This is a genomic window from Veillonella parvula (assembly GCF_002005185.1).
GTDB lineage: Bacteria > Bacillota > Negativicutes > Veillonellales > Veillonellaceae > Veillonella > Veillonella parvula_M.
The window spans coordinates 474,336-499,908 of sequence record NZ_CP019721.1; the positions used below are offsets into that span (position 1 = coordinate 474,336).

At 40.8% G+C, this 25,573-nt stretch carries 23 protein-coding genes and 1 riboswitch; of the genes, 5 read left to right on the plus strand and 18 right to left on the minus strand.

Going from position 1 to position 25,573, the window contains the following annotated elements:
- Window positions 1-59: 59 nt before the first annotated feature.
- From B1A77_RS02340 to purB, 6 genes are all read right to left on the minus strand, one after another.
- Window positions 60-344: a hypothetical protein gene (locus tag B1A77_RS02340; protein ID WP_004694573.1), complete on the minus strand. Its 285-nt coding sequence runs from the start codon at window positions 342-344 to the stop codon at window positions 60-62.
- Between the two features lie 88 nt (window positions 345-432).
- Entirely contained in the window at window positions 433-1,950 is a 1,518-nt protein-coding gene (gene dinB / locus B1A77_RS02345) for a DNA polymerase IV (protein WP_077707803.1), read from the minus strand.
- Window positions 1,951-1,952: 2 nt separating this feature from the next.
- Window positions 1,953-2,297, minus strand: a complete 345-nt coding sequence (locus B1A77_RS02350; protein WP_004694570.1) for an ArsR/SmtB family transcription factor — start codon at window positions 2,295-2,297, stop codon at window positions 1,953-1,955.
- Window positions 2,298-2,837: 540 nt separating this feature from the next.
- Window positions 2,838-4,121, minus strand: a complete 1,284-nt coding sequence (locus B1A77_RS02355) for an adenylosuccinate synthase (protein ID WP_077707804.1) — start codon at window positions 4,119-4,121, stop codon at window positions 2,838-2,840.
- Window positions 4,122-4,236: 115 nt separating this feature from the next.
- Complete coding sequence (locus B1A77_RS02360) at window positions 4,237-5,415, minus strand: MFS transporter (protein ID WP_024061494.1); 1,179 nt, start codon at window positions 5,413-5,415, stop codon at window positions 4,237-4,239.
- 230 nt (window positions 5,416-5,645) lie between these two features.
- Complete coding sequence (gene purB, locus B1A77_RS02365; RefSeq protein WP_008714679.1) at window positions 5,646-6,941, minus strand: adenylosuccinate lyase; 1,296 nt, start codon at window positions 6,939-6,941, stop codon at window positions 5,646-5,648.
- Between the two features lie 433 nt (window positions 6,942-7,374).
- On the opposite strand from purB, the gene B1A77_RS02370 reads away from it, so the two are divergent.
- Entirely contained in the window at window positions 7,375-7,785 is a 411-nt protein-coding gene (locus tag B1A77_RS02370; RefSeq protein WP_077707805.1) for a CAAX protease, read from the plus strand.
- Between the two features lie 67 nt (window positions 7,786-7,852).
- Here B1A77_RS02370 and B1A77_RS02375 read toward each other — a convergent pair whose 3' ends face one another.
- The 7 genes from B1A77_RS02375 to B1A77_RS02405 form a co-directional block, all read right to left on the minus strand.
- Entirely contained in the window at window positions 7,853-8,683 is an 831-nt protein-coding gene (locus B1A77_RS02375) for a hypothetical protein (RefSeq protein WP_077707806.1), read from the minus strand.
- Window positions 8,684-8,687: 4 nt separating this feature from the next.
- Entirely contained in the window at window positions 8,688-9,092 is a 405-nt protein-coding gene (locus B1A77_RS02380; protein ID WP_012864957.1) for an ExbD/TolR family protein, read from the minus strand.
- Window positions 9,089-9,694 (minus strand): MotA/TolQ/ExbB proton channel family protein, encoded by a 606-nt coding sequence (locus B1A77_RS02385; protein ID WP_077707807.1) that lies wholly within the window; start codon window positions 9,692-9,694, stop codon window positions 9,089-9,091. Before B1A77_RS02385 ends, B1A77_RS02380 begins: the two co-directional genes overlap by 4 nt.
- A gap of 253 nt (window positions 9,695-9,947) precedes the next feature.
- Window positions 9,948-10,205 carry a hypothetical protein gene (locus tag B1A77_RS02390; RefSeq protein WP_004694554.1) on the minus strand — a complete coding sequence of 86 codons (258 nt, stop codon included), beginning with the start codon at window positions 10,203-10,205 and terminating at the stop codon, window positions 9,948-9,950.
- A gap of 327 nt (window positions 10,206-10,532) precedes the next feature.
- A complete protein-coding gene (gene meaB, locus B1A77_RS02395) occupies window positions 10,533-11,786 on the minus strand; it encodes a methylmalonyl Co-A mutase-associated GTPase MeaB (protein ID WP_077707808.1) in 1,254 nt (417 codons plus the stop codon).
- Window positions 11,779-13,968, minus strand: coding sequence for a methylmalonyl-CoA mutase (gene scpA, locus B1A77_RS02400; protein WP_060919469.1), 2,190 nt, complete (start codon window positions 13,966-13,968; stop codon window positions 11,779-11,781). Before scpA ends, meaB begins: the two co-directional genes overlap by 8 nt.
- A 4-nt stretch (window positions 13,969-13,972) precedes the next feature.
- Window positions 13,973-16,135 carry a methylmalonyl-CoA mutase family protein gene (locus B1A77_RS02405; protein ID WP_077707809.1) on the minus strand — a complete coding sequence of 721 codons (2,163 nt, stop codon included), beginning with the start codon at window positions 16,133-16,135 and terminating at the stop codon, window positions 13,973-13,975.
- A gap of 290 nt (window positions 16,136-16,425) precedes the next feature.
- Window positions 16,426-16,601: riboswitch (cobalamin riboswitch) on the minus strand.
- A gap of 160 nt (window positions 16,602-16,761) precedes the next feature.
- Between B1A77_RS02405 and rarD the strand changes: the two genes are divergently transcribed.
- On the plus strand, window positions 16,762-17,658 hold the full coding sequence (rarD, locus tag B1A77_RS02410; RefSeq protein WP_077707810.1) for an EamA family transporter RarD: 897 nt from the start codon (window positions 16,762-16,764) through the stop codon (window positions 17,656-17,658).
- A 93-nt stretch (window positions 17,659-17,751) separates the two neighbouring features.
- Here the strand turns inward: rarD and B1A77_RS02415 are convergent, their stop codons facing one another.
- Entirely contained in the window at window positions 17,752-18,651 is a 900-nt protein-coding gene (locus B1A77_RS02415) for a DUF3829 domain-containing protein (RefSeq protein WP_024061583.1), read from the minus strand.
- A 247-nt stretch (window positions 18,652-18,898) separates the two neighbouring features.
- On the opposite strand from B1A77_RS02415, the gene B1A77_RS02420 reads away from it, so the two are divergent.
- Together B1A77_RS02420 and B1A77_RS02425 are read left to right on the plus strand one after the other, a co-directional pair.
- Complete coding sequence (locus tag B1A77_RS02420) at window positions 18,899-19,075, plus strand: type II toxin-antitoxin system HicA family toxin (RefSeq protein WP_008714667.1); 177 nt, start codon at window positions 18,899-18,901, stop codon at window positions 19,073-19,075.
- Between the two features lie 9 nt (window positions 19,076-19,084).
- Window positions 19,085-19,462, plus strand: coding sequence for a type II toxin-antitoxin system HicB family antitoxin (locus B1A77_RS02425; protein WP_008714666.1), 378 nt, complete (start codon window positions 19,085-19,087; stop codon window positions 19,460-19,462).
- A gap of 425 nt (window positions 19,463-19,887) precedes the next feature.
- On the opposite strand, the gene B1A77_RS02435 is transcribed toward B1A77_RS02425, so the two are convergent.
- Window positions 19,888-20,529, minus strand: a complete 642-nt coding sequence (locus tag B1A77_RS02435; RefSeq protein WP_077707811.1) for a tetratricopeptide repeat protein — start codon at window positions 20,527-20,529, stop codon at window positions 19,888-19,890.
- 118 nt (window positions 20,530-20,647) lie between these two features.
- On the opposite strand from B1A77_RS02435, the gene B1A77_RS10080 reads away from it, so the two are divergent.
- Window positions 20,648-20,722, plus strand: a complete 75-nt coding sequence (locus B1A77_RS10080; RefSeq protein ID WP_229039624.1) for a type I toxin-antitoxin system Fst family toxin — start codon at window positions 20,648-20,650, stop codon at window positions 20,720-20,722.
- A gap of 284 nt (window positions 20,723-21,006) precedes the next feature.
- Here the strand turns inward: B1A77_RS10080 and B1A77_RS02440 are convergent, their stop codons facing one another.
- From B1A77_RS02440 to B1A77_RS02450, 3 genes are all read right to left on the minus strand, one after another.
- Window positions 21,007-23,829 carry an FAD-binding and (Fe-S)-binding domain-containing protein gene (locus B1A77_RS02440; protein WP_077707812.1) on the minus strand — a complete coding sequence of 941 codons (2,823 nt, stop codon included), beginning with the start codon at window positions 23,827-23,829 and terminating at the stop codon, window positions 21,007-21,009.
- Between the two features lie 468 nt (window positions 23,830-24,297).
- A complete protein-coding gene (locus tag B1A77_RS02445; protein ID WP_077707813.1) occupies window positions 24,298-25,092 on the minus strand; it encodes a sulfite exporter TauE/SafE family protein in 795 nt (264 codons plus the stop codon).
- 25 nt (window positions 25,093-25,117) lie between these two features.
- Window positions 25,118-25,567 carry a GNAT family N-acetyltransferase gene (locus B1A77_RS02450; protein WP_077707814.1) on the minus strand — a complete coding sequence of 150 codons (450 nt, stop codon included), beginning with the start codon at window positions 25,565-25,567 and terminating at the stop codon, window positions 25,118-25,120.
- Window positions 25,568-25,573 lie beyond the last annotated feature (6 nt).

Below are 25,573 nucleotides of genomic sequence, written 5' to 3' on the forward strand. Positions count from 1 at the left end.
CAAAACAAAAAACACCTTGTTTCTACTAACTTGTAGATCACAAGGTGTTTTCATTCAATTTATGCCGGACGACTCCAATCAACTTGTACGTCGATTGCTTCCCACATACGTGTTAAAGCTAACTTAAGATTATCCAAAGATTCTAATGGTTTTACGGTCAATCGTTCATACGTATCAAGACCTGTAGCATGCTCAATAGCATGTTCATTATTCAAGTAAGCGATTACCTTATCCACCCACTCTTGTTCAGGTAAATCTACGGACACTGTTTTTGTTTCTGTATCATAGGACAAGAAACCATTGCTGTTTACGCCATAATGAATGGCCACACGAAATAAACTCATATCTATACCTCTCTTGCGGTAATTTATTAACACTACACCCATATTGTAACACGAACAATTATATTAGCGAAAGTATTCAATATAATCTTTATAAGTCCTTTTTGACGGTCTTTTTAGGTCCTTCAATAGATGGGTGTGTATCTGCAAATGTAGACCGATTAGCCTCTTTAGTTGAGACTACATCAACGTTAGTAGACTCCCCATCCTCTTGATCAGGCTGTGCATCCACTGCCGCTTTCAACTCTGACCGTTTTCTGCGTATTCCATTGTCTCCGTGAAAGCGTTGCCATAACGCCCCACTCATGACAGCGGTTTCACCAAATTTAGACTCTAAGGAGTCTAACACACTAGATAGCTTATCCTCTGTTTTATCCTGTGGGGATTCAAAGAGACTGTCCTGCATAGGAACCTCCTCATCGAGACCACTCACAGTAAGACCTAATAAACGGATAGGACCAGGCGGATCCATAAAAGTAATCTCACTGGAACTACTATATTTAGACCCAATATGGTTAGAACGATTATCTTTAGAACTACTATATCTAAAATCAGTAGATTTCACTTTCATAGTTGCCCCTAGTGCTTCTACGTCTTTCTTTGTACCTTTCGGATTCTTACTCGTTTTATCTTGCATGAGCTTATTCCACAAGAGCAGCGCAGTTTCAAAAAATACATGCTCATGATCTGACGGCGTATCTAGCCGCTTCTGCCGTGATACGGTAGTGAAATCATCATACCGAACCTTGATAGATACAGTATGTCCATGAAGACTACGCCTCCGAAGCCGTTTCGATAAACGATTCGCAAAGTACCTAAACTCTAGTTCAATAGCACGGCCATCGGTGAGGTCTTCTTCGTAAGTTTCCTCGGCTCCAATAGATTGTATCTTGCGATCTGTTTCAACAGGTCTATCATCGATACCATTCGCTAGTTCCCATATGCGCTTTGCCTGATTCCCAACGAGAGGAATCAAACTGCTCTCATCAGGCAAGGCCTGAATATGGCGCATCAAATGAAAGCCGCCATTTCTCAAAATTTTCTCTGTACGAGGGCCGACGCCCCAAATACGTTTAACAGGCAAAGGAGCTAGCACCTTTCTTTCACGACCGTATGGGATGACCACAAGACCATCAGGTTTATCTAAATCAGAGGCCAATTTAGCAAGAAATTTATTGGGTGCTAAGCCTGCAGAAATAATAAGTCCTGTTTTCTCGAATACACGATCTTTAATGGCTCGTCCTAGCGCTTTGGGGCCGCTATACATGGTGGACATGCCGCTCACTTCAAGAAAGGCTTCATCAATAGATAAAGGCTCAATATAAGGGGTAAATTCTTTCATAATGGAAAAAATTTGGTTCGACACCTCTTTATAGCGATCCATTCGAGGATATACATAAATCCCATCAGGACAGAGTTTCTTAGCCCTCGATATTGGCATCGCAGAGTGAACACCAAATTTTCGGGCCTCATAGGAACAGGTAGCTACGACACCACGTGAAGAAAGACCACCCACGATTACGGGGTGGCCTTTATACTCTGGATGATCCAGTTGTTCTATGGACGCGAAGAATGCATCCATATCAACATGCATAATCCAACGTCTCATTGTTACGCTTCTTTTTCGTGCTCAGAAATGCGGCAGTATTTAATTTGCGCGCAAATGCACTCATCTTTAGTTTTGTATAATTGAGGGAGAATATCTAAAATATCTGCAAATGTAGCTTCATTAATGGAGTAACGCGTCCATAAACCATTACGTTGAGAGTTAACTACACCTGCATCAATTAAGATTTTCATGTGGTAACTCAACGTAGATTGAGACAAATTGAAGCTCGCTAAAATATCGGCTGCACATAATTCATTGCAAGACAACATATCGATGATGTGTAATCTTGTTTCATCGCTTAATGCCTTAAAAATCGTCGCTAAACGTTCGTAAGAAACTTCAACCATATCTTTAACTCCTCAGATCCTTATCAAAAAATATCAATCTACTTCTTGGTACTATTATATACTATTTCTTAATGTAAATCTATTTTTTTCTTTATATTTGTATCTTAATAATTTATTATGAATACAAAAAAAATTATAGATAAGTAAATTTTGCCTCATTGTAAACTAATTTAAGCACGTAGCTATTTGTATAAAATGAATATTTTAAACAAATTTTTATTTGATAGATTTATTTGAATATACATTTTTCTGCATATATAATAATTATACTCTATTATTTGTTATATATTTCTCGATATACTCACACTTTAATAACTATAAAGCATACTTCGATATACCGCACTACTGTAGCAACCTAAAGGATTAGATATAGAGGATCCACGTTTGTATTCTGCATCCATTCAATACAAAAGACCCCTCTGTGAGGGGTCTAATCTGTATAATTCTATAAATCGATTGCATAGCGAAAAATGTTAAAATATATAACACTCTATCAATGCTACCAAATGCAAATTTTCTATTATATCAAATTAGTATAGCTTAGAATACATTTACTAAATCGATAGTTTGGCTGCGGTTAGGACCAACAGATACAATGCCTAAAGGCACGCCTGTTACCTCTGCAATACGTTCTACATATTTACGGGCATTTTCAGGCAGTTTATCATATTCACGGATACCAGAAATATCAGTTTCCCAACCTGGCAATGTTTCATAAACTGCTTCGCAAGCTTCAAGATCTTTTAAGTTAGCTGGGAACCCTTCTACGTCTTTACCATTCAATTTGTAACCTACGCAGATTTTCAATTCTTTAAAGGTATCAAGAATATCCAAACGTGTAATTGCTAAGTAATCAAGGCTGTTAAGACCTGCTGCGTATTTTACAACCATGAGGTCTAACCAACCACAACGACGAGGACGACCCGTTACAGTGCCGAACTCATGACCAAGTTCACGAAGGTTATCGCCAGTTTCGTTAAGGAGCTCTGTAGGGAATGGGCCTGCACCAACACGTGTAGCATATGCTTTTACAACGCCAAAGATGTTTTTCAAGTAGTTAGGACCCACACCAGCGCCCGTGGAAGCACCACCTGCGATTGGATGAGAGGATGTTACGAATGGATAGGTACCATGATCAAGGTCGAGCATAGTAGCTTGAGCACCTTCGAACAATACCTTTTTATCCTCTTTTACAGCTTTAAGAACAGCCGCATTAGTATCTGTTACATAAGGCTTCAACGCTTCAGCGTATTTGGTGTAATCCGCTAGGATTTCATCGTAGTTAACAGGTTCAGCATCGTATACCTTCGTAAGCATTTTATTTTTAAACTCTACATTGTACGCTAATTTTTGTTTAAATGTTTCCATATCATACAAATCGCAAATACGGATGCCGATACGATTGATTTTATCAGCGTAACAAGGACCAATACCATTTTTAGTAGTACCGATTTTAGCATCCCCTTTAGATGCTTCTTCCGCAGTATCTAGAGCGATATGGTATGGCATAATGACATGTGCACGGTCGGAAATTTGAAGGGATTTAGCAGATCTGCCTTGCTTTTCAAGACCTTCAATTTCTTGTAGCAAAACTTTAGGATCGATAACAACACCAGTACCCACGATATTTTGTTTGTTATCGTATAAGATACCACTTGGTAAAAGACGAAGTGCAAACGCTTTATCATCAACTACAACAGTATGACCCGCGTTATTACCACCTTGACTGCGCACCACAACATCCGCACGTTCTGCGATCCAGTCAACAATTTTACCTTTCCCCTCGTCACCCCATTGAGTGCCGATAACCATACTAGTTGCCATATCTATATCCTCCATATGAAAGTCTAAATAATTCAATATCATTATACAACAATGTTCGGATTCTGTGAAAGTATTTATACAAATTCAATCTTTAGTTTCTTCCCAAACGCATGGGCTATTTTGGTTCTTTTAACCAAAAACTCATCAATAAGCCTATAACACCTACCGGTATCAAGGTCATCAATGCCGTTTGTACGTCATAGATATCTGCTAGATGTCCTACATAAGGTGCCACAAGGCCCCCTAAGGTAATCCCAAGACCTAGCGTAATACCTGATGCAAAGCCTGCATTTTTTGCAAGGTATTTTTGACCTAGTACCGTAATTGGTCCGTATTGTGAGAATACACCAAAAGCCATCGGTATCATAGCACCAAAGAAGCCCCATATATTAGGTACAAAGATAAATACAAGTACAGATGGCAAGAAGATAAGATACCCTAAGCGCACGGTTTTTAGGAAGCCCAAACGGTCAGATAAGGCACCACCCATATAGGTAAGGACTGCCCCCATCGTGAAGTACGCAGTAAGGGCCAAACTAGATGCACCGGCTTCACCATTAATAACAGTAATATACAAAATAGGAATAAAGATAGCCAATACAGAGAAGAGTATAGATCGAGAAGCAATCACAAAAAATAACTTACCGAAACTCACCCAATCATTTGTACCGGTACTAAGAACCTTAGCACGGCTTTCACGGTTACCAGTATCAGCAGAATCAGCAATATCAGTATCATCGGTATCAGCTTCACCCTCACCCATAAAGGCATAAAGATATAACAATACACCAAGTAGAGCGATAAGCGTAAATACCCAAAGGAATTGTCCCCCAAAGACGTAAACACCACCAGCAATAAAGGGTCCCAACGCAAAGCCCGCACTGCCGCCGACTGCAAAGCGGCCCATGGCGTTACCGATTTCATGAGATTGCGTACGATTTACAAGAAGAGCCGCCTCGGGATGGAATAACGCAGCACCTACCCCGGCCAAGAGCGACAAAGCAAGAATCATTTCGTAACTCGTAGCCAATGCCATAGCGCTAATCGACACAAGAGTCACCGTAAACCCAACGGGAATAAACCAGGGTACGCGCCACCGATCTGCCACATAGCCCAATACGGGCTGTGCCACGGAAGCCACCACGGTATTACAGAAAATGATGGAAGCCGATTGATAATAATTAAGGCCAAAGTTAGCGATAAAAAACGGTATGAGGGCCGCCAGCGAACCTTGACCAAAGTCATTAATACAGTGAAAAATAGGCGGTCCGTACTTCCGTATAATACGTTTCATATAACCTCCTAAAACAGATAGATGGTTTCCTAATGTAAGACGAGTATATAAAAGCCTGCTAGAAAACTAATTTATAATTATCTGTTAAAATAATATACTTCTATCTAAAATGGCATATTGCTTTCAAAACAAAAAAGGTAGATATAGCCAACACCTACTGCATGTACCATAGGCTTGTTGGTCTATACCTACCCTAGTCTTTCATATGTTATGTGGGAAGTACCCTACAATTATAGGCCAAAGCGAGCCATGATTGTATCTACATGTCTTAGCAATTTATACGGATCAAAGCATGCATCGATTTCCTCATCAGTCATGTACTTCTTAATGTTTTCATCAGCTTTTAAACCTGTTGCGAAATCTTTGCCTTCAAGCCAGCGTTCCATAGCATGTTTTTGAACCCAACGATATGCTTCGTCACGTACCGCACCTTTGTCTACAAGGTGTGTCAAAATTGTTTGGCTAAATACGAGGCCCCCTGTAAGGTTAAGATTTTTAAGCATAGTTTCAGGGTATACCAACAATTTATCAATGGTTCGGATTGTTAGGTGCAACATATAATTTAACGAGATTGTCGCATCCGGCAAGATAACTCGTTCTACAGAGCTATGAGAAATATCGCGTTCATGCCACAATGCTTGATCTTCGTAAGCAGATTGTGCATAGCCACGAAGTAAGCGAGCCATACCGCAAATTCTTTCACATGTGATAGGGTTGCGTTTATGAGGCATCGCAGAGGAACCCTTTTGTTTAGGGCTAAAATATTCTTCTGCTTCGCGCACCTCTGTACGTTGTAAGTGACGGATTTCTAAAGCGATTTTATCCAATGTGCCGCCTACAACAGCAATAGTGGACAACAATTCAGCGTGACGGTCACGTTGCACCACTTGTGTAGCAATTTTAACAGGTTCAAGACCTAATTTTTCACACACATATTGTTCTACGAATGGATCGATATTGGAGTATGTACCAACAGCGCCAGACAATTTACCAACGGCAACGCTTTTACGCGCATGTTCCATGCGTTCAATATCACGTTCTACCTCTGCCATCCACAACGCCAATTTCAAGCCGAATGTAGTTGGTTCGCCGTGGATACCGTGGGTACGGCCAATCATAGGTGTGTATTTGAACTCAGCTGCACGACGACGCAATACTTCGTGCAAACGCTTTAAATCATCAATTAAGATATCACAGGCTTGTTTCATCATATACCCAAGCGCCGTATCTTTCACATCTGTAGAGGTAAGACCAAGATGGATGTATTTAGCCGCTTCAGGACCTACGTATTCGCCCACTGCTGTTACGAAGGAAATGATATCATGATTCGTTTCCTTTTCGATCTCATGAATGCGCTCAACGTCGAAATTGCCCTTTTCCCGAATTGTTTTCGCCGCTTCTTTAGGAATAACGCCCAACTCAGCTTGTGCCTCAGATGCGAGGGTCTCCACCAATAACATTGTGTCGAATTCGTTGCGTTCGCTCCAAATATGGCCCATTTCTTCTCGTGTATAACGTGGTATCATGATATCTCCTTTGCATGATAAAAGCTAGATTTATAGGATTATTGTACCATATGTGAAAGCTCCATTCAACGAACGGAGCTAAATTTTCCGAATGATAATTATATTAATTTTACTTATCGTTCGACTTTAGTTGTCAAACCGTAGTTGTCCACTTCTAGAAAAAAGGATGCACATATTGAACTACAGATTCTAAAATAAGAAAAAAACAAACACGATCATACCATTAATAACATAGATAAGAATAACTTGATCTATACGCTCTCTTTAATTCCTCATATAGTTATATAGTAATAAATTAATCAATACTATATCATAGCTATACATTGTGATATATAATAAACATACAGACTAAATGTACTGCGAATAATTGCTCAATCTATACACGAGCTTTATACTAATAGTAACAAACATTTCTACTATGGGGGAGGCTTTCATGGCAACTTTAAATCGTAAGGAACGCCGCGCACAGCGCAACGAATCTAATACTATAGGAATGCTATTACGCCTATTCTTTGGGCTCAGCTTTATCGGCTTGGCGATAGTCCTTTTTGGCGAGTTTGATTACAACTTTATCTTCTCCATCTTTACGGCAGACATCGTAGTATCTTTAATTTACGTAATGACGAATAAATCGCGTATTACTACATCCTTGGCAGTAAACACAAATATACGCGTTATCATCGCATTTCTCATCATGTTGATTACCATGTTCTTCTACGCTTTTGCATTGTGGCGAGCTGATCAATTCAGCACCCCTATGCAAGTCACATTATTCATCGGCGGCGCCATCGTATATCTAGCGGTCTTCAACTCTACAAAAACAATGCTTACCAATCAAAATTAATACAATCTTTTTTCACAACCATAACAAAGAGGCATATCCCATACTAATGTATGTAAGATATGCCTCTTTATTGTCCTAAAACAACAGGAACTGCTAGATATACAGGTTCCCCTCTTCGATTGATAATAGAACCACTGCTTTTAACGATGCGCATTGCTTCCTCTTTTACAGGTTGCGGCACATCTTCTGCGATGAGCGGTGTATGTTCTCCCACGATGACATGTCCATTAACGTCAAAGTTAACGCGCACTACAACCTTACCTGTTACGATTGACCCCTTCCCCTGTTCTTGTACAGTTCGTAAATATTCTTGGGGGTTGATATCCGACTTTTGTAAAAGCGCTTGTTGCCCTGGTGTTAGGAGCCCCCACGCAAGATCAGATAGGAAGGATAAATCACTAGCTTCGGCAAAGCCGTTTCCATTGGCATTCGGATCAGATGTTATATCCTTACCCATAGGAGCATTGTCAGGCTTAGAGGATTTCCCGTCTTTGGAATCATTTCCACCCGTAACTACAGCTTGTTCATTATTAGTCGTTTCCGATTCTATGGCCTTTGGAACGGCCCATTCACGACGAGCATTAGATGTAGTCTTATTGGCATTTAAATTGTGAGCACTTTCATCACCTGTATTTTCCGTTACAAGAGGATCTGCCTTAGGCGCAGGCCCTTCTGGAGTCGGAGGTTCAACCGGTGACTTATCCTTAGGTATAGACTCAATAGCGGTAGTTTCCGCATCACTTTCACTATCCTCAGGCAGATGAAAGCTAACCTCTGCGGCATCATAAGCCACACCTGTTCCAACGATACCACGTAAGGAAAGCCCCATGCCAGAGATAAGCATGATTGTAATGCCTAAAGACACAATAAAAGGTTTCAGATAATGTGATTCAAACATGGAATCACTTCCGTTCCGTAGCGACGCTAATGTATTTAGCACCGTTCACCTTGAGCATATCCAAAAGTTCAATAACCTCGTTATAATACACATCTTTTGAGGCGCGGATAACAAAAGCTTGTTGAGGCGCTTGTGTAACGATAGATTTGACCTCTTGCGCCAAACGATCCGAAGAAATTTCCTGATTATCAATATATAGCGTGTGCGTTGTAGTCAAGGTGATGGTGATAGGTTCGATAGACTTCGCCGTAGACGTCGATGCAGATGGTAAATTTAGCGGAATTTGTTGCTCTGTATTCATATACAGCGTGCCTACCATGAAAAATACTAATAAAAAAAATACGATATCAATCATAGGAATAATCATGATGGTAGGCTCTTTTTTAACCCCTAACGTGCGTCGTCTCATATATCATGTTCCTCGTTGTACGCATCAAGGATGTTGCCGCACTCATGTTCTAATGTCGCCACAGAATCATTAACCTTTGCTGCACAGTAACTGTGAAAGCCAAGGGCAATAATGGCCACGGTCAAACCTGTAGCCGTTGCCACTAAGGCTTCAGAAACACCACCTGTAATAATGGTCGGAGCCCCAATATCGCCGCCTACCACAGCAAACGCACGAATCATGCCGAGGACCGTCCCTAGCAACCCCAATAACGGAGCCATTGTTACAACCATGCTGAGCCAACTAAGGCCGCGTTTTAAACGTTCATCAGCGTACGACACCACATCTTGAAGGCGATTTTCCAAGCCATTATAATTCTTTGCATTGCGGATAGCACGGGCAAATAAAGAACCAAGTTCCTCTGTATCCCGTTCTAAAACACTTGGTAACATAATCCAAGATTGATTCTTCTCTAAGACCTTATTAAAACGGCGCAAGTCCTTTGTAAACTTGCGATATAGAAAGATACGTTCAATGCCAATCATCAAGGTAAACAGTAAAAAAATCACCAGCGGATACATAACAAATCCACCAGCTACAAATAAATGCGCTATACTACTCATACTAACCTCCAAAAGCCACATACCTTTAGGCTCTATCCGGGTTAATTATACCACGTTTTATCCCACCGAAAACAGATATAGAGCGTAAAACCACAACATAAATAGATATAGGACGACTTACAAGATAAATATAGACTAATTCGCTAGATAGACATAAGCTAGCTAAAGTCCACAGGATAAAATTAAAATACAAAAAGGCTGCACTAGAAATGATATACATTCTAGTACAGCCTTTTATGCGTTCCTAAATAGATTAGTCTTTTTTAATAAAGCCTACAATGAAGCCACCTACTGACAGTGCAATGCCTAAACCGCTACAGAACATGCCAATAGTATACCACAATGTGTAAGATTGGTTATTCTCAGAAATCGCCTTTGCTGCCGCTTGAGCATTTGTAGCATTTCTCGCAATTTCCAAATTAGCCGCCCCTGGATCTGGATTTAATAATAGAATCGCAATACCAATAATTAGAACGACTACACCTACAGGTAATAATAATTTTTTGTTCATTTGAATGCCCCTCTCGTAACATTAAACGATTAATAAATAATATAACTTAATTATACACTGATTTTTGCATTTTAAAAAGATGAACTTATATATTAATCATCTTTTATTAGACAATTAATGGGAACTAGTTATTATGATATAGAAAAAGGCATAGTATGCAACTACTATTGGTCCAAATCCAACAGTGAAATTAATACTATGCCTTTTACAAATACATCTTTAATTATATCGAAATACATACGATTGCTAACGGAGTGCGTATTAAGATAAGTTATGCCGGCTTATCTAATATATATTTAACAATACAATATGTATTTACCGATCTACTTATTGTAAAGACTTATCGAAAACGCCAATAAGCTCTTCAACGGCTTGAGATTCGCTCATTTCACCGTCTAAGACAGCAGCTTCGACTTCGCCCATGCGACCTTGAATGACTACATTATTAAAGAATAGGTTGTGCAAGTGTTCGTCAATCATATCGCGTACCCAACGGAGGGATTGTTCTTGACGGCGTTTTAAGAAGACCCCATTTTCTTTGCCTTGTTCAGTGAATTCTTGGATAACATCCCACAATTCATCGAGGCCATCCTTTGTGACAGCTGAACATGTATAGGCTTGAGTCTTCCATTTTTCCGTAGCTGGACGAATGTAATGTAACATCCGATCATAGTCGCTACGAGCAATGAGAGCTCGTTTGAGGTTATCCCCATCAGCCTTGTTGACCACAATAGCATCAGCAAGTTCCATAACGCCTTTTTTGATGCCTTGCAATTCATCGCCTGCCCCCGTTAAAACGATGAGCATAAAGAAGTCTACCATGGAACGCACGGTAACTTCGCTTTGCCCAACCCCAACGGTTTCAACGAGAATAATATCGTACCCAGCAGCCTCGCAAAGTAGCATAGTTTCTCTACTTTTACGAGCCACACCGCCTAGCGTACCACCAGCCGGCGATGGACGAATATAAGCCTCTGGATGTTTCGTCAACGTTTCCATCCGCGTTTTATCACCCAAGATACTGCCTTTTGTGACTTGGCTCGTAGGGTCTACAGCCAGTACGGCAACCTTGTAACCCGCTTCAATGAGCATGTTACCGAAGGCTTCAATAAACGTACTTTTACCGGCCCCAGGCACACCAGTAATACCGATGCGCAATGCCTTGCCCGTGCGAGGCAATACGGCTTGCAACACCTGTTGAGCTAGTTTGAAATGGTCCTTATTATTACTTTCTACTAATGTGATAGCCCGTGAAAGTATAACGCGGTCCCCCTGCTCGATACCGCGTACATAATCAGCGACAGTTAATTTCTTTCGCCGCTGTACGGGACGTACCGCTGGAGCCAGATGAGCAGAGCTGGATAAGAGGCCGTCATGCATTTCCTTGACGCCTTTCATTACGTGACACGCGTAAGTGTCATCTTTTTTCGCTTCTTCTGGCACCCAGTCGGGACGATAGGTACTACCCTCGGTGCTTGCGTTTTTTACACCTAATTCAGGGGCTTTGCCTTCACCAGTGGTGAAAGTTGTGTCCTGTGTATTGCGCAATTCATCCGGAGTAGGCCGTTTGTTATCAGTCATGAGACTCGTCTTGAACGTGACTAGTCAATGTTTCTAGTAATTTTTTCGCCGCTACTGGCAAAACTGTACCAGGGCCAAAGATAGCCACTGCGCCATGTTCGCGTAGGAATTCATAGTCCTGAGCAGGGATTACGCCGCCGATGGCAACTAAAATATCTCCACGGCCCCGCTTGTTGAGTTCCTCTACAAGTTGAGGCAATAATGTCTTATGCCCCGCCGCAAGAGAACTAAATCCGACAATATGAACGTCATTATCCACCGCATCTTGTGCTGTTTCTTCTGGAGTTTGGAACAAAGGTCCGATATCCACGTCAAAGCCCATGTCCGCGAAGGATGTAGCGATAACTTTGGCACCACGGTCATGACCGTCTTGGCCCATCTTCGCAATCATGATACGAGGACGACGACCTTCGAGTTCTTCAAAGTTATCCGCCATTTGGCGTACTTCTTTGATTACATCGTCATCTTCAAATTCACTGGAGTATACACCGGAAATAGAGCGAATAACCGCTTTATGACGGCCGCATACCTTTTCAACAGCAAAGGAAATTTCACCCAAGGACGCACGAGCACGAGCTGCTTCAAGTGCAAGGGCAAGCAAGTTGCCTTCGCCCGATTCTGTAGCCTTTGTAATCGCTTCAAGACAGGATTGAACCTTTTCTTCATCCCGGTTAGCACGCAATTGTTCAAGGCGACGAATTTGCGCTTCCCGTACAGCTGTGTTATCTACGTCGAGGATATCCAATGGATCTTCTTTATCTAGACGATATTTATTGATACCAATAATCGCTTCACGACCAGAGTCGATACGAGCTTGGCGACGTGCCGCAGCTTCTTCGATACGCATCTTAGGAAGCCCTGTATCGATAGCTTTCGCCATACCGCCAAGGGATTCGATTTCTTGAATATGACCCCAAGCGCGACGAATCAATTCGTCTGTCAATGCTTCTACATAATAGGAACCGCCCCATGGGTCGATAACCTTACATACCTTAGTTTCATCTTGGATGTAAAGCTGAGTATTACGCGCAATACGTGCAGAGAAGTCCGTAGGCAACGCGATCGCTTCATCAAGCGCATTTGTATGTAGAGATTGCGTATGACCTAATGCGGCACCCATCGCTTCCATACATGTACGAGCCACGTTGTTGAACGGATCTTGTTCTGTAAGAGACCAACCAGATGTTTGGCTATGAGTACGAAGTGCCATGGATTTAGGATTTTCAGAGCCGAAGCTGTTGATAATCTTAGCCCACAACATACGAGCCGCACGCATTTTTGCCACTTCCATGAAGTAGTTTTTGCCGATTGCCCAGAAGAAGGACAACCGTGGTGCGAACTGGTCAACGTGAAGACCTGCATTAACACCGGTACGGATATATTCGAGACCATCGGCCAATGTGTAACCTAATTCGATATCTGCAGTAGCGCCCGCTTCTTGCATATGGTAGCCAGAAATGGAGATACTGTTGAACTTAGGCATGTACTGGGATGTATACGCAAAGATATCACCGATAATACGCATGGATGTAGCTGGAGGGTAAATATAGGTATTACGTACCATGAACTCTTTCAAAATATCATTTTGGATTGTACCAGCCATAACCTTTTTATCTACGCCTTGTTCTTCACCAGCCAAGATGTAGAACGCCATTACTGGCAATACGGCGCCGTTCATTGTCATGGATACGGACATTTGATCAAGAGGGATACCGGAGAATAGAATTTCCATGTCGAGGATGGAGTCTACCGCAACACCCGCTTTACCAACGTCACCTACTACGCGAGGATGATCGGAGTCATAACCACGGTGAGTAGCAAGGTCAAAGGCGATAGACAAGCCTTTTTGGCCCGCTGCCAAGTTACGACGATAGAACGCATTGGATTCTTCCGCTGTGGAGAAACCAGCGTACTGACGTACTGTCCAAGGACGAGTAACATACATTGTGGAATAAGGTCCACGCAAGAATGGAGGTACACCAGCCATATAGTCAAGGTGTGTCATCCCTTCATAATCCATCTCTGTATAGAGAGGTTTTAGTTGGATTTGCTCCATTGTTGTATTATATAAATCTTCAAAGCTTTTTCCTGTTTCTTTTTGAAGTTCAGCAAGCCATGCATCGCGAGATGTTGCTTTCTGAGATTCCAAGCCAAGAGAGGAGAAGTCTGGATTTTTGAACATGAGCTCACATCCCTTTCTTATCTTGTAACGTATTCAAGATTTCGTAACAATTTGCACGAACAGAAATGAAGTCGTCCACGCCAGCTTCACGGTACACAGGTTCTAAGTCCTTAGGCGGTGCCCCTGCTAAAATAACCGTTACATGCGGCATAGTTTCTTTCAATTCCTTAGCGAGTGGTGGCACCAATTCTGGATAGGTATCATCTGTAGAACAGATAACGACAACATCAGCACCACTTTCACGAGCAGCTTTCGCAGCATCAGCCGTTGTTTCATGGCCATCATTTTTGATAACTTCAAAAGCACCTACTTCGAAGAAGCCTGTGGAGAAGTCCGCACGAGGTTTATGTTGAGGGATTGGGCCCATATTAGCCAAGAATACCTTCACATTATCTTTCGTACGTTGTTTATAATTCTCGGTGCGCATGCGAAGTGCTTCAAACCGTTCAGTCCAACGATGAGCTGAAATGGATTCAATCGTTTCAGAAGCAATATCACCAGCGTCTAAAGCCTTCCGGATTTGACGTATTGTTAATTTATGTAATGCACCGAGTTCAATAAGGCCAATCAAAGCGCCTGGTTCCGTAGTACCTGCTTCTAGGGTAGCCTGTGCTTTCACAACCGCATCTGGCTCCGCACTCGCCAAGTACTCTTCGATTTGAGCAACCCGTTTTTGACGCAATGTTTCTTGATTTTCTGGTTTTGGATCAAGCAATTCTTCAGTCATATTCGCATACATGTTGTTACCTACAGCCACATCTTTGCGGAATGCAAGGTTTTTGAAGCGTTCATCAAGAACTGCTTTAACTTGAGCTTGTGGATAGCCTTCTTTCAAGGCTGCTATGATACCACCTTTAGACTCAATAGTTTGGAACTCGGCCCAAATTTTTTCGCATAATTCAGCTGCCAATGTTTCCACATACCAAGAACCACCTACAGGGTCCACTGGTTGACGTAACTCGAACTCAGTTTGTAACATCACTTGAATATTACGGGCAATACGGCGAGAGAAATCGTCAGCTTTGCGAATTGGTTGGTCGAATGGGGACACTTCAAGGCTATTCAAACCGCCTACAACGCCAGAGAATGCTTGTGTTGTATTGCGCAACAAGTTTACATATGGGTCGTATACAGTTTTTGTGAAAGCCGATGTTCTGCCGTGTACATGAACAGCACGGTCAGCTTCTTCGGCACCGAACGCTTCCATGATGCGCGCCCAAAGCACACGTAATGCACGTAATTTAGCAATTTCCATGAAGAAGTTTGCACCCAAGGAGAATGTAAACATCATGCTGTTAGCAATAGTGTGAATATCGATGTTACGTTGTGCCAATTGACGTACGTAGCAAACCGCTGTCGCCAATGCATACGCAACCTCTTGCACATCGTTCGCGCCACCATTAGCGTATACATCACCAGATACGAGTACAGTTTTAAGCTCTGGAGCTTGCTCTTTAGCCCATACAACAGTATGTGCCATTTCATCAAAGGCTGTATCTAAAGACATATGCAATGTACCATCTTTAGCCCAAACACCAATAGGGTCTGCACCAACGAGACCTTTCAAGTCAGAGGTCTGTTTTTTAGAGCCTTTCACCGTAGCCGCTAACATACCGAGCAAGATAGCTGCAGAAGCACCTGTTTCAATGTATAAAGGGTTTTCCTTCAAATTAAAACGCTCAATCAATTGGCTACAATCATCCATAGTAGACAGAGATGTACCGCCGATACCAACAGCTGCGCCTACTTGCACATCTTGATCATGGCGTGTTGCTTCATCAAGACGAATATTGTGAATGGTGCCACCTTTTACAATTTCGTATAAACTTGCATGGTTAGCATCCTTAGGAAAAGATTCGTCTACATATTGGGATACTCCCCAAGAGTCTTTAATATAACCACTTGCCTTTGTGCCACGTAGGAACTCACCTGCCCCAGGGTATACACCCTTTGGAATTTTTTCTCCATGCAATGCAGGCGTATAAATTGGTTGTAACGTAATTCCCTCATAGGTTTTAGTGAACATCTTCTTATGGAAGTCGCCACCTTTTAACGCTTTTTCAACCTCGGCCTGCCATTGTTCATACGTAGGTTTCTTAAACTCATCAAAGGATACAGGTGCTAATAAATCACGTTCAGCATCCTTTGAAGTCTTTTTGTCAGACATATATGTGCCTCCTTTTCAACTCGAAACCATACCGAGAAACAGCGCACCGTACCTGCGAATTGTTAGATATATGAATCACTCGAGCTTTATCTTATTGGACCACATCAACCTCAAAATGTGTCCATCTGTTTAATATCTATAAAACCTGATTCCTATACTCAACATCCACTCTAAGGGCAATAAAAAACGTGCCACCTAAAGTGACACGTAAGGTTTCTTATTGAAAGGTACACTAAAAAATACTGTAGCCAGCATACCCCAATCCCCTTCCTATCGCTCGTAGGTACATAACGGTGATTATCAAATAGGCAGTTCTCCTGGCTCGGGATCATCACCTCGCTTTCGCCTTCCCAGATTACTCCAGTGACATGTATGAAAGCAGACTCATCCTTACAGTGGCGGGACCGCATCGGCTTATACCGATTTCTCTATTAAGTCTTACGACACCTATTCTCTATATTCGTTGTTCTAAGTCCAATATAGTGTAACAATATGCACAAAGTCAATGAACATAACATTTAATCATAAGTGCCAAAATCAAAGTTATAACTGAAAATCATATGCAATAACTAAAACGCATGACTTGAGTATTAGTGATATAATAAGTACTATCACGAGGAGGCATTATGGACCATACAAGTAAAAAAGGGTTAATCACAGCCCTTAGTTGTTATATAATTTGGGGCTTACTCCCTCTATATTGGGCATTATTAAACCATGTTTCACCGTATAATATACTGGCACAGCGCATTATCTGGTCAGGTGTTTGCATGGCTATCGTTGTATTTGGCTTACACTTTAAACAATTCAAAAAGGACTTTCAATTACTAAAAGAACAACGTTCACAACTATTCCTACTGTTAATTGCGGCAGTCATCATCAGTGTAAACTGGTTCACCTACATTTGGGCCATCGCCAATAATCAAGTTATGAATACGAGCCTTGGCTATTACATCAACCCACTCTTCAATGTAGTATTAGGTGTCATCCTATTTAAAGAGGTTCTATCCATACCGAAAAAGCTGAGTGTCCTCATCGCTACCATCGGCATCGCCTTACTCACCTATCAAGTGGGATCCTTGCCATTAGTGTCGATGATTCTCGCCATTTCCTTCGGCCTCTATGGAGCCGTAAAAAAGAAACTACTCATCTCTCCCTTTACGAGCATCGCCTTTGAGGCCTGGCTATTAACACCGCTAGCCTTACTATATACGACCATGGTCGATAATACCGTGTGGTCCTATTTCGGCACAAACTGGTATACAACCATGTTGCTCATAGCCTGCGGTCTAACTACATCTGTCCCATTGGTTCTATTCTCCTATGGTGCACAGCTATTGCCGCTTAACCTACTAGGCTTCTTGCAATATGTATCCCCTACCATTGCCTTATTGCTAGCCATCTTCTACTTTGGTGAAAGCTTTGGCACACCACAGATGATCGCCTTCGGTTGTATCTGGATAGCCTTAGTATTATTCTCCTTATCAAGCCAAATTACAACACGCATTAGCCTAAAAAAGTAAGGTATATCCTATATATCAACTAAAAAGCTGTATCAAATGATACTCTCATTTGATACAGCTTTCTTTTATATAGACGTATTAATCTAACTTATTTTAATCTAACTCATTCATATTGGTCGTATTCAGATTAGAAATGTAATGGTTATAGGCCTCAATCATACGATTATAGTCATTATCTTGTTTCGAACCCATATAGGTACGGATTGCACCAATCGTAGAGTTTACAGAGGTCTTAACAGAATCATACTTAGGACTAGTAATACCATTTGATACATCACCAATAGATTGCAACTCTTGATTGATAGCATTTACATCTAGTTGTTTTTCACTATCGATCTTTTCTAGGACCGCAGTAAGTCGCAAATGAACCTCTTGTGCTGCAGCGGCATTTTTCTTGCCTGCATCACGCAATTGTTGCAACCGTTGTTGCAAGCGGTCTGTATTAATTTTATGCATAACATTATCAAAGTCAGCATAAATAGGAACAAATTGTTCATATAATTGAACATATTTAGGGCCTAATTGTTGCTCCTTAGCATAATTATCTGTGGTATACCCTTTAGATTTATAGTATGCATCGAGCTCTTCGGCTACTGGTGTAATTTCGTTCAATTTTGAAAGCAGCTTATCTAAAGGCTCCTTCATTTCATCATACGGAACACCGGCTTGCTTAGCCTCTTCTAATTCTTTTTGTAGCTGCTTAAAGTTCGGTGCACTAAATACAGTTAAATGCTGCCCTGCTTTTAACTCATTAAGAGTTGGCGTATTCGCATAATCAAACATGACAGCCATGCGATTGTATCGACTTACAGCTTTCACATATTGATTAAATAACTGCACCTGATCCTGCTCAGACCGCTGCGCAATTTCCTTGCGGCTCTGTTCAGTACCCTGCCATAGCTCTGACATACTACAACCGCTCAAAAAAAATGGGGATACCAATGTCGCCGCACACAATACAGCCATTGCTACCCTTTTACCGAATAGTTTCATGATGAATCCTCTCCTTCCATCAATACACAACCTAATTTATATATATTAATTATATACTGATATAATTTTTATGAATAGGATTAATATATGAAGGTCATTTATCAATTTTGTCAAGTGACTAATAGAATCAGGGGTGACCAATGGTCACCCCTATTTTCCTTTATATACTGTTAGACTATAAATAAGAATGTATAACTCCTAATAATTGTTTTGTACGTATACACGTGTTATCATAAAAGGAGAGAATATGAAGGATAAGGATTTACTTAAATTATTACTGCAAAATGGCTGGAAGGATGTACGGCAACGAGGTAGTCATCATCGTTTAAAAAAGGATGATCAAGTTGAAGTTATTGCCGTACATGGAAAAGATGTACCTATCGGTTTATTAAATGCCATTTTGAAACGTACGGGACTAAAATAAGGAGGACCTATGAAATTTATATACCCTGCCATAATCCATGATGATGCCGATGGTTTCTGGGCCGAATTTCCAGATCTCGAATACACTAGTAGCACCGGCTCAACACTAACAGAATTAATAACCAATGCACAAGAGGCTATGGAACTCTATATATTAGGCGCTTTAGAAGATGGACAAACTCTACCTACCCCCACATCTATTCGCAGCTTACCATGTACCGATACAACATATCCTACATTAGTGCAAACAGATATTGATTTAGCTAAAAATAGTAAGTCCGTAAAGAAAACCTTAACGATTCCTGCATGGCTTAACGACAGAGCATTGGCTAAAGGAATTAATTTTTCTCAACTTTTACAAGAAGCATTAGTAGAGAAAACAATGTAATTTACATCATCAATTGCTCAGTAAAATTAGAACTATTGTCCATGCAATAGCTGCTAAGATGAGTAATAGTATACAGATCATCCACAGGATTGTTACAAAATAGAGCAGTAGCTTGAGTACATATAGCACATCAAACCATATACTATGTTGGTCCTCTAGACGGTTCATATAGGCACTAAGACATCGCACCAAATAGGGCGGTTTAACATTAGGATTCAGTTTTTTCCAATAAAACACCAAATAAGGCATAACAATACACCCTACCACCACTATATAGCTAAGGAAAATTGGTGTTTCAATATTGTACCGAGTCATAAACCCTGACCAGTCTACGACCATTAGACCGCCAAGGTATAGAAAAATAAGCCAATATATAAATCCTATCACCTTTATAATAAGGCGAATCATCTGTTTCACATCCATGTCTATAATTCTACCAACGTTTTAAATCGTCCGTTATTGTGAAAGCGTTCAAAATGGTCTTGTTCGGCTGCAACGGATTTTACAGAGGGATCAATTTTTATAGCCTTTTCTAACCAATCAAGGGCCTTAGTATCTTCCCCTTGGTCTGCATAAATGGTAGCAATACCATACACAGACCAGGTGTTACTAGGGTCCTTTTCCAATACCTTTTCAAACCATTGTTTAGAATCGTTTAACTGCCCTTGCAACTTATAGACCATCGCCATGTTATAGTAATTAGCCACATTATTAGGGTCTAAATCATAAGCCTTTTTAGTATCTGTCAACCCTTTAGCCGCATCACCGTTTAATGCTGTTGCAAAGCCACGTACAGAATAGGCTTCTGCATTATTAGCATTATCCTTAATGGACGCTGTAGCTTCCTCTATGGCTTTCGCATACTCACCAGCGGATAAGGCTTGCTTTGCTGTAATTAGATGTCCATCTTGCTTGGTAGTCGCTTGGCTGATTCCCGCAGCAGATGTAGAGGAACCAGTAGCAGAACTAGTTGCATTTGATTCTGTTTTATTACTATTCGTATTTTGATTCAATCCACATCCCGTAAGGGCTGTTATTAAAAGAAAGAAAAGCACAACCTTCTTCATTAAGAATTCTCCAATCATTAATTATGTACAAGACTCCATAGCATGATGATATAATATAAAATACCTCCCGAAAGGAGGTGGTATATTGCAGGAGCTGTTTTATACACTCTGGGGCACCTTGCTTGCCCCTATTATTGTTGCCTTAGTTGTAACTACCTACAGCTACTGGCTTAACAATAAAAACAAAAAATAAGCAAGAAAAAGGACGAGCTGCCACTCGTCCTTTTTTTGGTTATATTGCAGGTAATTTCATACACTCTACTACCTACGTTTAGTATACCACATTTCTTAGAAAAATAAAGAATTAGCAATAAATCTCATAAAACTCCTAAAAAACTATTAGTAGTTTTAACATAATTTACGAGCAATATTAAAGCAATATTAATATAAACTACCAGTTACTTTAACCCAACCTACTAGTACCCTTAGTGTAAACTACTAGCAACATTAACGTAAATAGCAATAGCTATACAAGACTTATTTCTTAGCCTTAGAGCAACGGTCCAATAGGAATGCAACACCAATGAATGGGATGCCGCCGTTTTCGCCAAGGCCGATTTCACAGGTAGAGCTGGAGCTTACGCCTAGTGTTGCACCGTATTCAGCGATTTCAGCTGCAAGGTCTTTGGTAGCACATTTGTTGAGTTCTGGTGTGAAGAACCCTTTTTGACCAGCAAAGCCATCGCATGCAAAGGATTTAATGTTGAATACATGGTCTGTACATAGACGAGCCAAATCTTCAATATATTGAGATTTATTCAAGGATTTAATCTTACATTGTTTGTGTACGATGACCCGTTCATCGCATTTTTCAATGTCGAGATGAGGCACAACGTATTTGCACAAGAATTCAGAAATATCGTTGATTTCTAAGTCTGGCATATGTTTGAAAGCATGATTAAAGCATGCACTATGGTCAATCACGATTGGGTATTTACCATTTTGAGATGCTTTCATCAACGCATCGTGTAAGTCTTTTACAGCACGCTCATGAACGTCATCGTAGTTTTCAAAGCTCAAGCCACAGCAGAGGTTTTCGATATGTTCAGGGTAGATAATATCGATATGGGCCTTGTTGCAAAGGCTTTCCACTACTTGTTGTAAGCTGCGTTCATCGTCATAACCTTGATTAGGTTTGAAAGCGCGGTTCGCACAGGTACTAAAGTATACAACCTTTTCAAAATTAGTCGGTTTAATGCGGCTTCTTAATCTGTAACGGTTGGCCTTAGGCGTAGTCTTAGGAATGTACGGAGTAATACCAGTTACACCATGTAAGCCTTCTGTAATCTTGGAAATCGCTTTTTGTGTAACAATAGAGCCTGCAATACCTTCGAGACTTACGCCGGCACGAGCCATTTGAAGTGTAGTAGGGAAATTATCGTAAATCTTCTTAGCCAATTCTGGTGCTGGAGGATCGATGCGGCGCATAGATAATGCAATTTGAGCCGTATCGATGCTGAGTGGGCAAAGGCCTTTACACATGGAGCACGCAGCACAGGTATCTACACCAAAGTATTCATAGCCTTTTTTAAGCTCTGCAGCCAATGTGAAATTGCCTTCGTTTTCAAGGCGTTTCGTTTCGCGCAACAATGCAATACGTTGGCGTGGAGTCAATGTTAAATTACGGCTTGGACAATGTTTTTCACAAAAACCACATTCCATACAGATTGTGAAAGCATCATCGATAACGCATTGAGCTTTAAGGTTTTTCTTATACACATCTGGGTCATCAGTAATGATAACATCAGGATTCAAGATGCGTTCAGGGTCAAAGATAGCTTTAATACGACGGTTGATTTCGTACGCTTTACGGCCCCATTCCATTTCAATGAACGGTGCCACCATGCGACCCGTACCATGTTCAGCTTTCAAAGAACCACCGAAGCCAGAAACGCGTTCGGACATTTCTTTTACCAAATCGCCAAAGTTCTTAGTATCTTTAGGATCACTGAAATCAGGCGTAATGTTAAAGTGAACATTACCAGATAACGCATGGCCGAAGATTACGCCACCGTCTACGAAATCGTATTTGTGGAATAATTCGGTAAGCATTTCGATGCCCTTCGTGAAATCTTCGATTTGGAAGCATACGTCTTCTGTAATAACAGTGGTGCCTTTTCTACGTTGACCACCAACGATTGGCAAGATACCTTTACGGATTGCCCACCAGGAATCGTATTCTTTAGGATCTTGAGAGTAAAGACTTGGGATAGCCGTTGGAATATCTTTCAATTTGTCTTTAATGAAAGCTAAGTTTTCATCGACAGTTTCTTTGGAGTAGCTTTCAGTTTGGAACAGGATAGCACTTGTACCTTCAGGAACTTCACGAACAAATTCAGGCACATTATCTAGCGATTGAACGGCCTTAAGGGATTGATAGTCCATCATTTCAGCAGCTACAACCTTGTCACGACCCATATTAGCCAAGGCTACAACCGCAAGAGATGCATCATTCAATGTTTTGAAGAACATGAGACCGCAACCTTTGTAAGGTACGTCCTCAACAGTGTTATATACGATTTCAGATACGAAACCCAATGTACCTTCAGAACCGATGAACAAGTGGTTGATGATATCAATAATATCTTCAAAATCAACAAGGGAGTTCAAGCCGTAACCTGTGGTATTTTTGATTTTGTACTTATGGTGAATCAAGTGTGTCAATTCTTCATCGGCCAAAATATCCTTACGCAATTGTAAGATATCCTCTACCATTTGAGGTTTTTCTTTAAGGAATTGATCAATACTCTTTTGGTCAGACGTATCAAGGATGGAGCCATCTAATAATACAACGCGAATGGACCGAATTGTTTTATAAGAGTTTTGCGCCGTACCACAGCACATACCAGAGGAGTTATTATTCAAGATACCACCTACTAATGCTGTAGCAAGCGTTGCAGGATCTGGACCAATTTTACGATTGTACGGTTTCAATAAATCATTCGCATCGGAACCGATAACACCGCATTCACATTTCAAGGCTTTCCCATCATCAATAACTTCCATTTTCTTGAAGCCATCATTACATACGATGAGCACATCTTCACTGGAGCATTGACCAGACAAGGAGGAGCCGGCCGCACGGAATGTAAATGGTGTCCCACATTGTTGACACAAACGAATAAGTCGTCTTACTTCTCGTTCATCTTCAGCTTTAACAACTACCTTTGGTAAATAGCTATAGCAAGACGCATCAACGCCATATGCATAACGACGTAAATGATCGGTGTATACGCGACCTTTACAAATCTCATTTGCCTCCTTGGCAAAACGTTCATAATCTCTAATAAGTGTACTCACTTCTATTTCCTCCTATCCTTTCTTAAGGAATCTATTACTTTTAGTATACGCCGTTCTCATTCTCCTCACTATAATTATGCATAATTTATATCTCTTCTAATAAAAATCGATATGCATTCCCCTTTTATTCCCTCAGTTGAAAGTACATCTCATTAGCATTATCATGTACCCATTTTTCCTCATATACAATCAAGAATCCTTATTTATTAAGCATGTATAGATATAGTCAGTAATTATATGCTAAAACCTCTCTAAATAACGATTCGTACTACCTATAATTCTATAGTAAATACATTACTAACATTATGCATAAAAATAGTATGATTTATATATTTTAAATTTTTCATTCTCATTTATAGTTCTCTATGACTTTTAGTTATACCCTTTTATAAAATGCTGAAAATACAGAAAGCCCTCTAATGGTAACATGCTTACGAATCACCATTAGAGGGCTTGTATTAAATTATATCATCCCAAGATACCAGATTTAAGAATGAGGCGTACCGCCAATGCAAAGACAGCTACGCTCATGAGAGCGAGGATAGCTTTTGCTTTGAGACGTTTTGCAATACGGGCCCCCGCTTGAGCGCCAAAGATAGCGCCAATACTAGTAGGGATAGCAATGCTAAATACAATATGACTTTCAATCAAATGTGTAATAACCCCCACCGTTGTTGATACGGCGAGAATAGATTGACTTGTAGCCGTTGCCATATGTGTAGGAAATCCCATGAGATAAATCAAAGCCGGCACATGAATAAGTCCTCCACCGATACCAAAGATACTAGAAATAAAGCCTACAAAGAAGCTAATACTAATACCGATGGGCTTACTATAGCTCAACTGCTCAAGAGTCAGAGACTCTTCCTTGCGTTCCCCTTTTCTAAAATTTTTAAAACCAATCAATACAGATGCACACAGCATAAAGCATCCAAAGGCAAACATAAAGCCCTTGCCGGAGAACCATCCCGACATTTGAGCCCCTAAAATGGCGCCTGGGAATGTAGCTAAACTAAATACAATAGCAGCATTAATATATACCTTTTTTTGTTTTAGATACGCTATAGATCCAGAAATAGCATTACACATAACAGAAAAGAGTGACGTCCCTACAATCATGGACGGAGACCACTCAGGGAACCAATACATAAAGAGAGGCACGAATACGAGTCCCCCACCGGCACCGATGATGGTGCCAAGCATAGCCGCTAAAAAGCCAACTATGGTAAAGAATATATAGAATACCACTATATTATCAAGCACATTAAGACCTCCCATGCCGTTTGAATTATTGCTTCTCCATATATACAAAGGATAATCCCGTGTCATCCTGTATTTCTCTAACGGCTTTATACCCCATTTTTGTATATAACTTTATATTAATCCAGCTTTTCGTACATGTATATAATACGCGCCGATCTTGACTGCATTGTTCATCTACGAAGGCTAATAATTTCCGAGCCAGCCCTTGTTGCCGATAGTCTGGATGCACCATCAAGCGACCGACCTCTACCACTCCATCGTCATATTGATAGCGAATACCTCCGATGATTCTTCCCCCATCATCTACTAGTTTATAGGTATGCCATTGGGTGAAAGTAGCTTTAAACTCCTCTTCCGACTCCATCAATGCAGGAACCATTCGACTTCCAATCATCTCCGCTTCGCTTTCAAATGTAAGCAATTGCAAACGGTACAGATCCAATACATCTGACTCAGTAGCTTTCACAATTTTCATAAACTA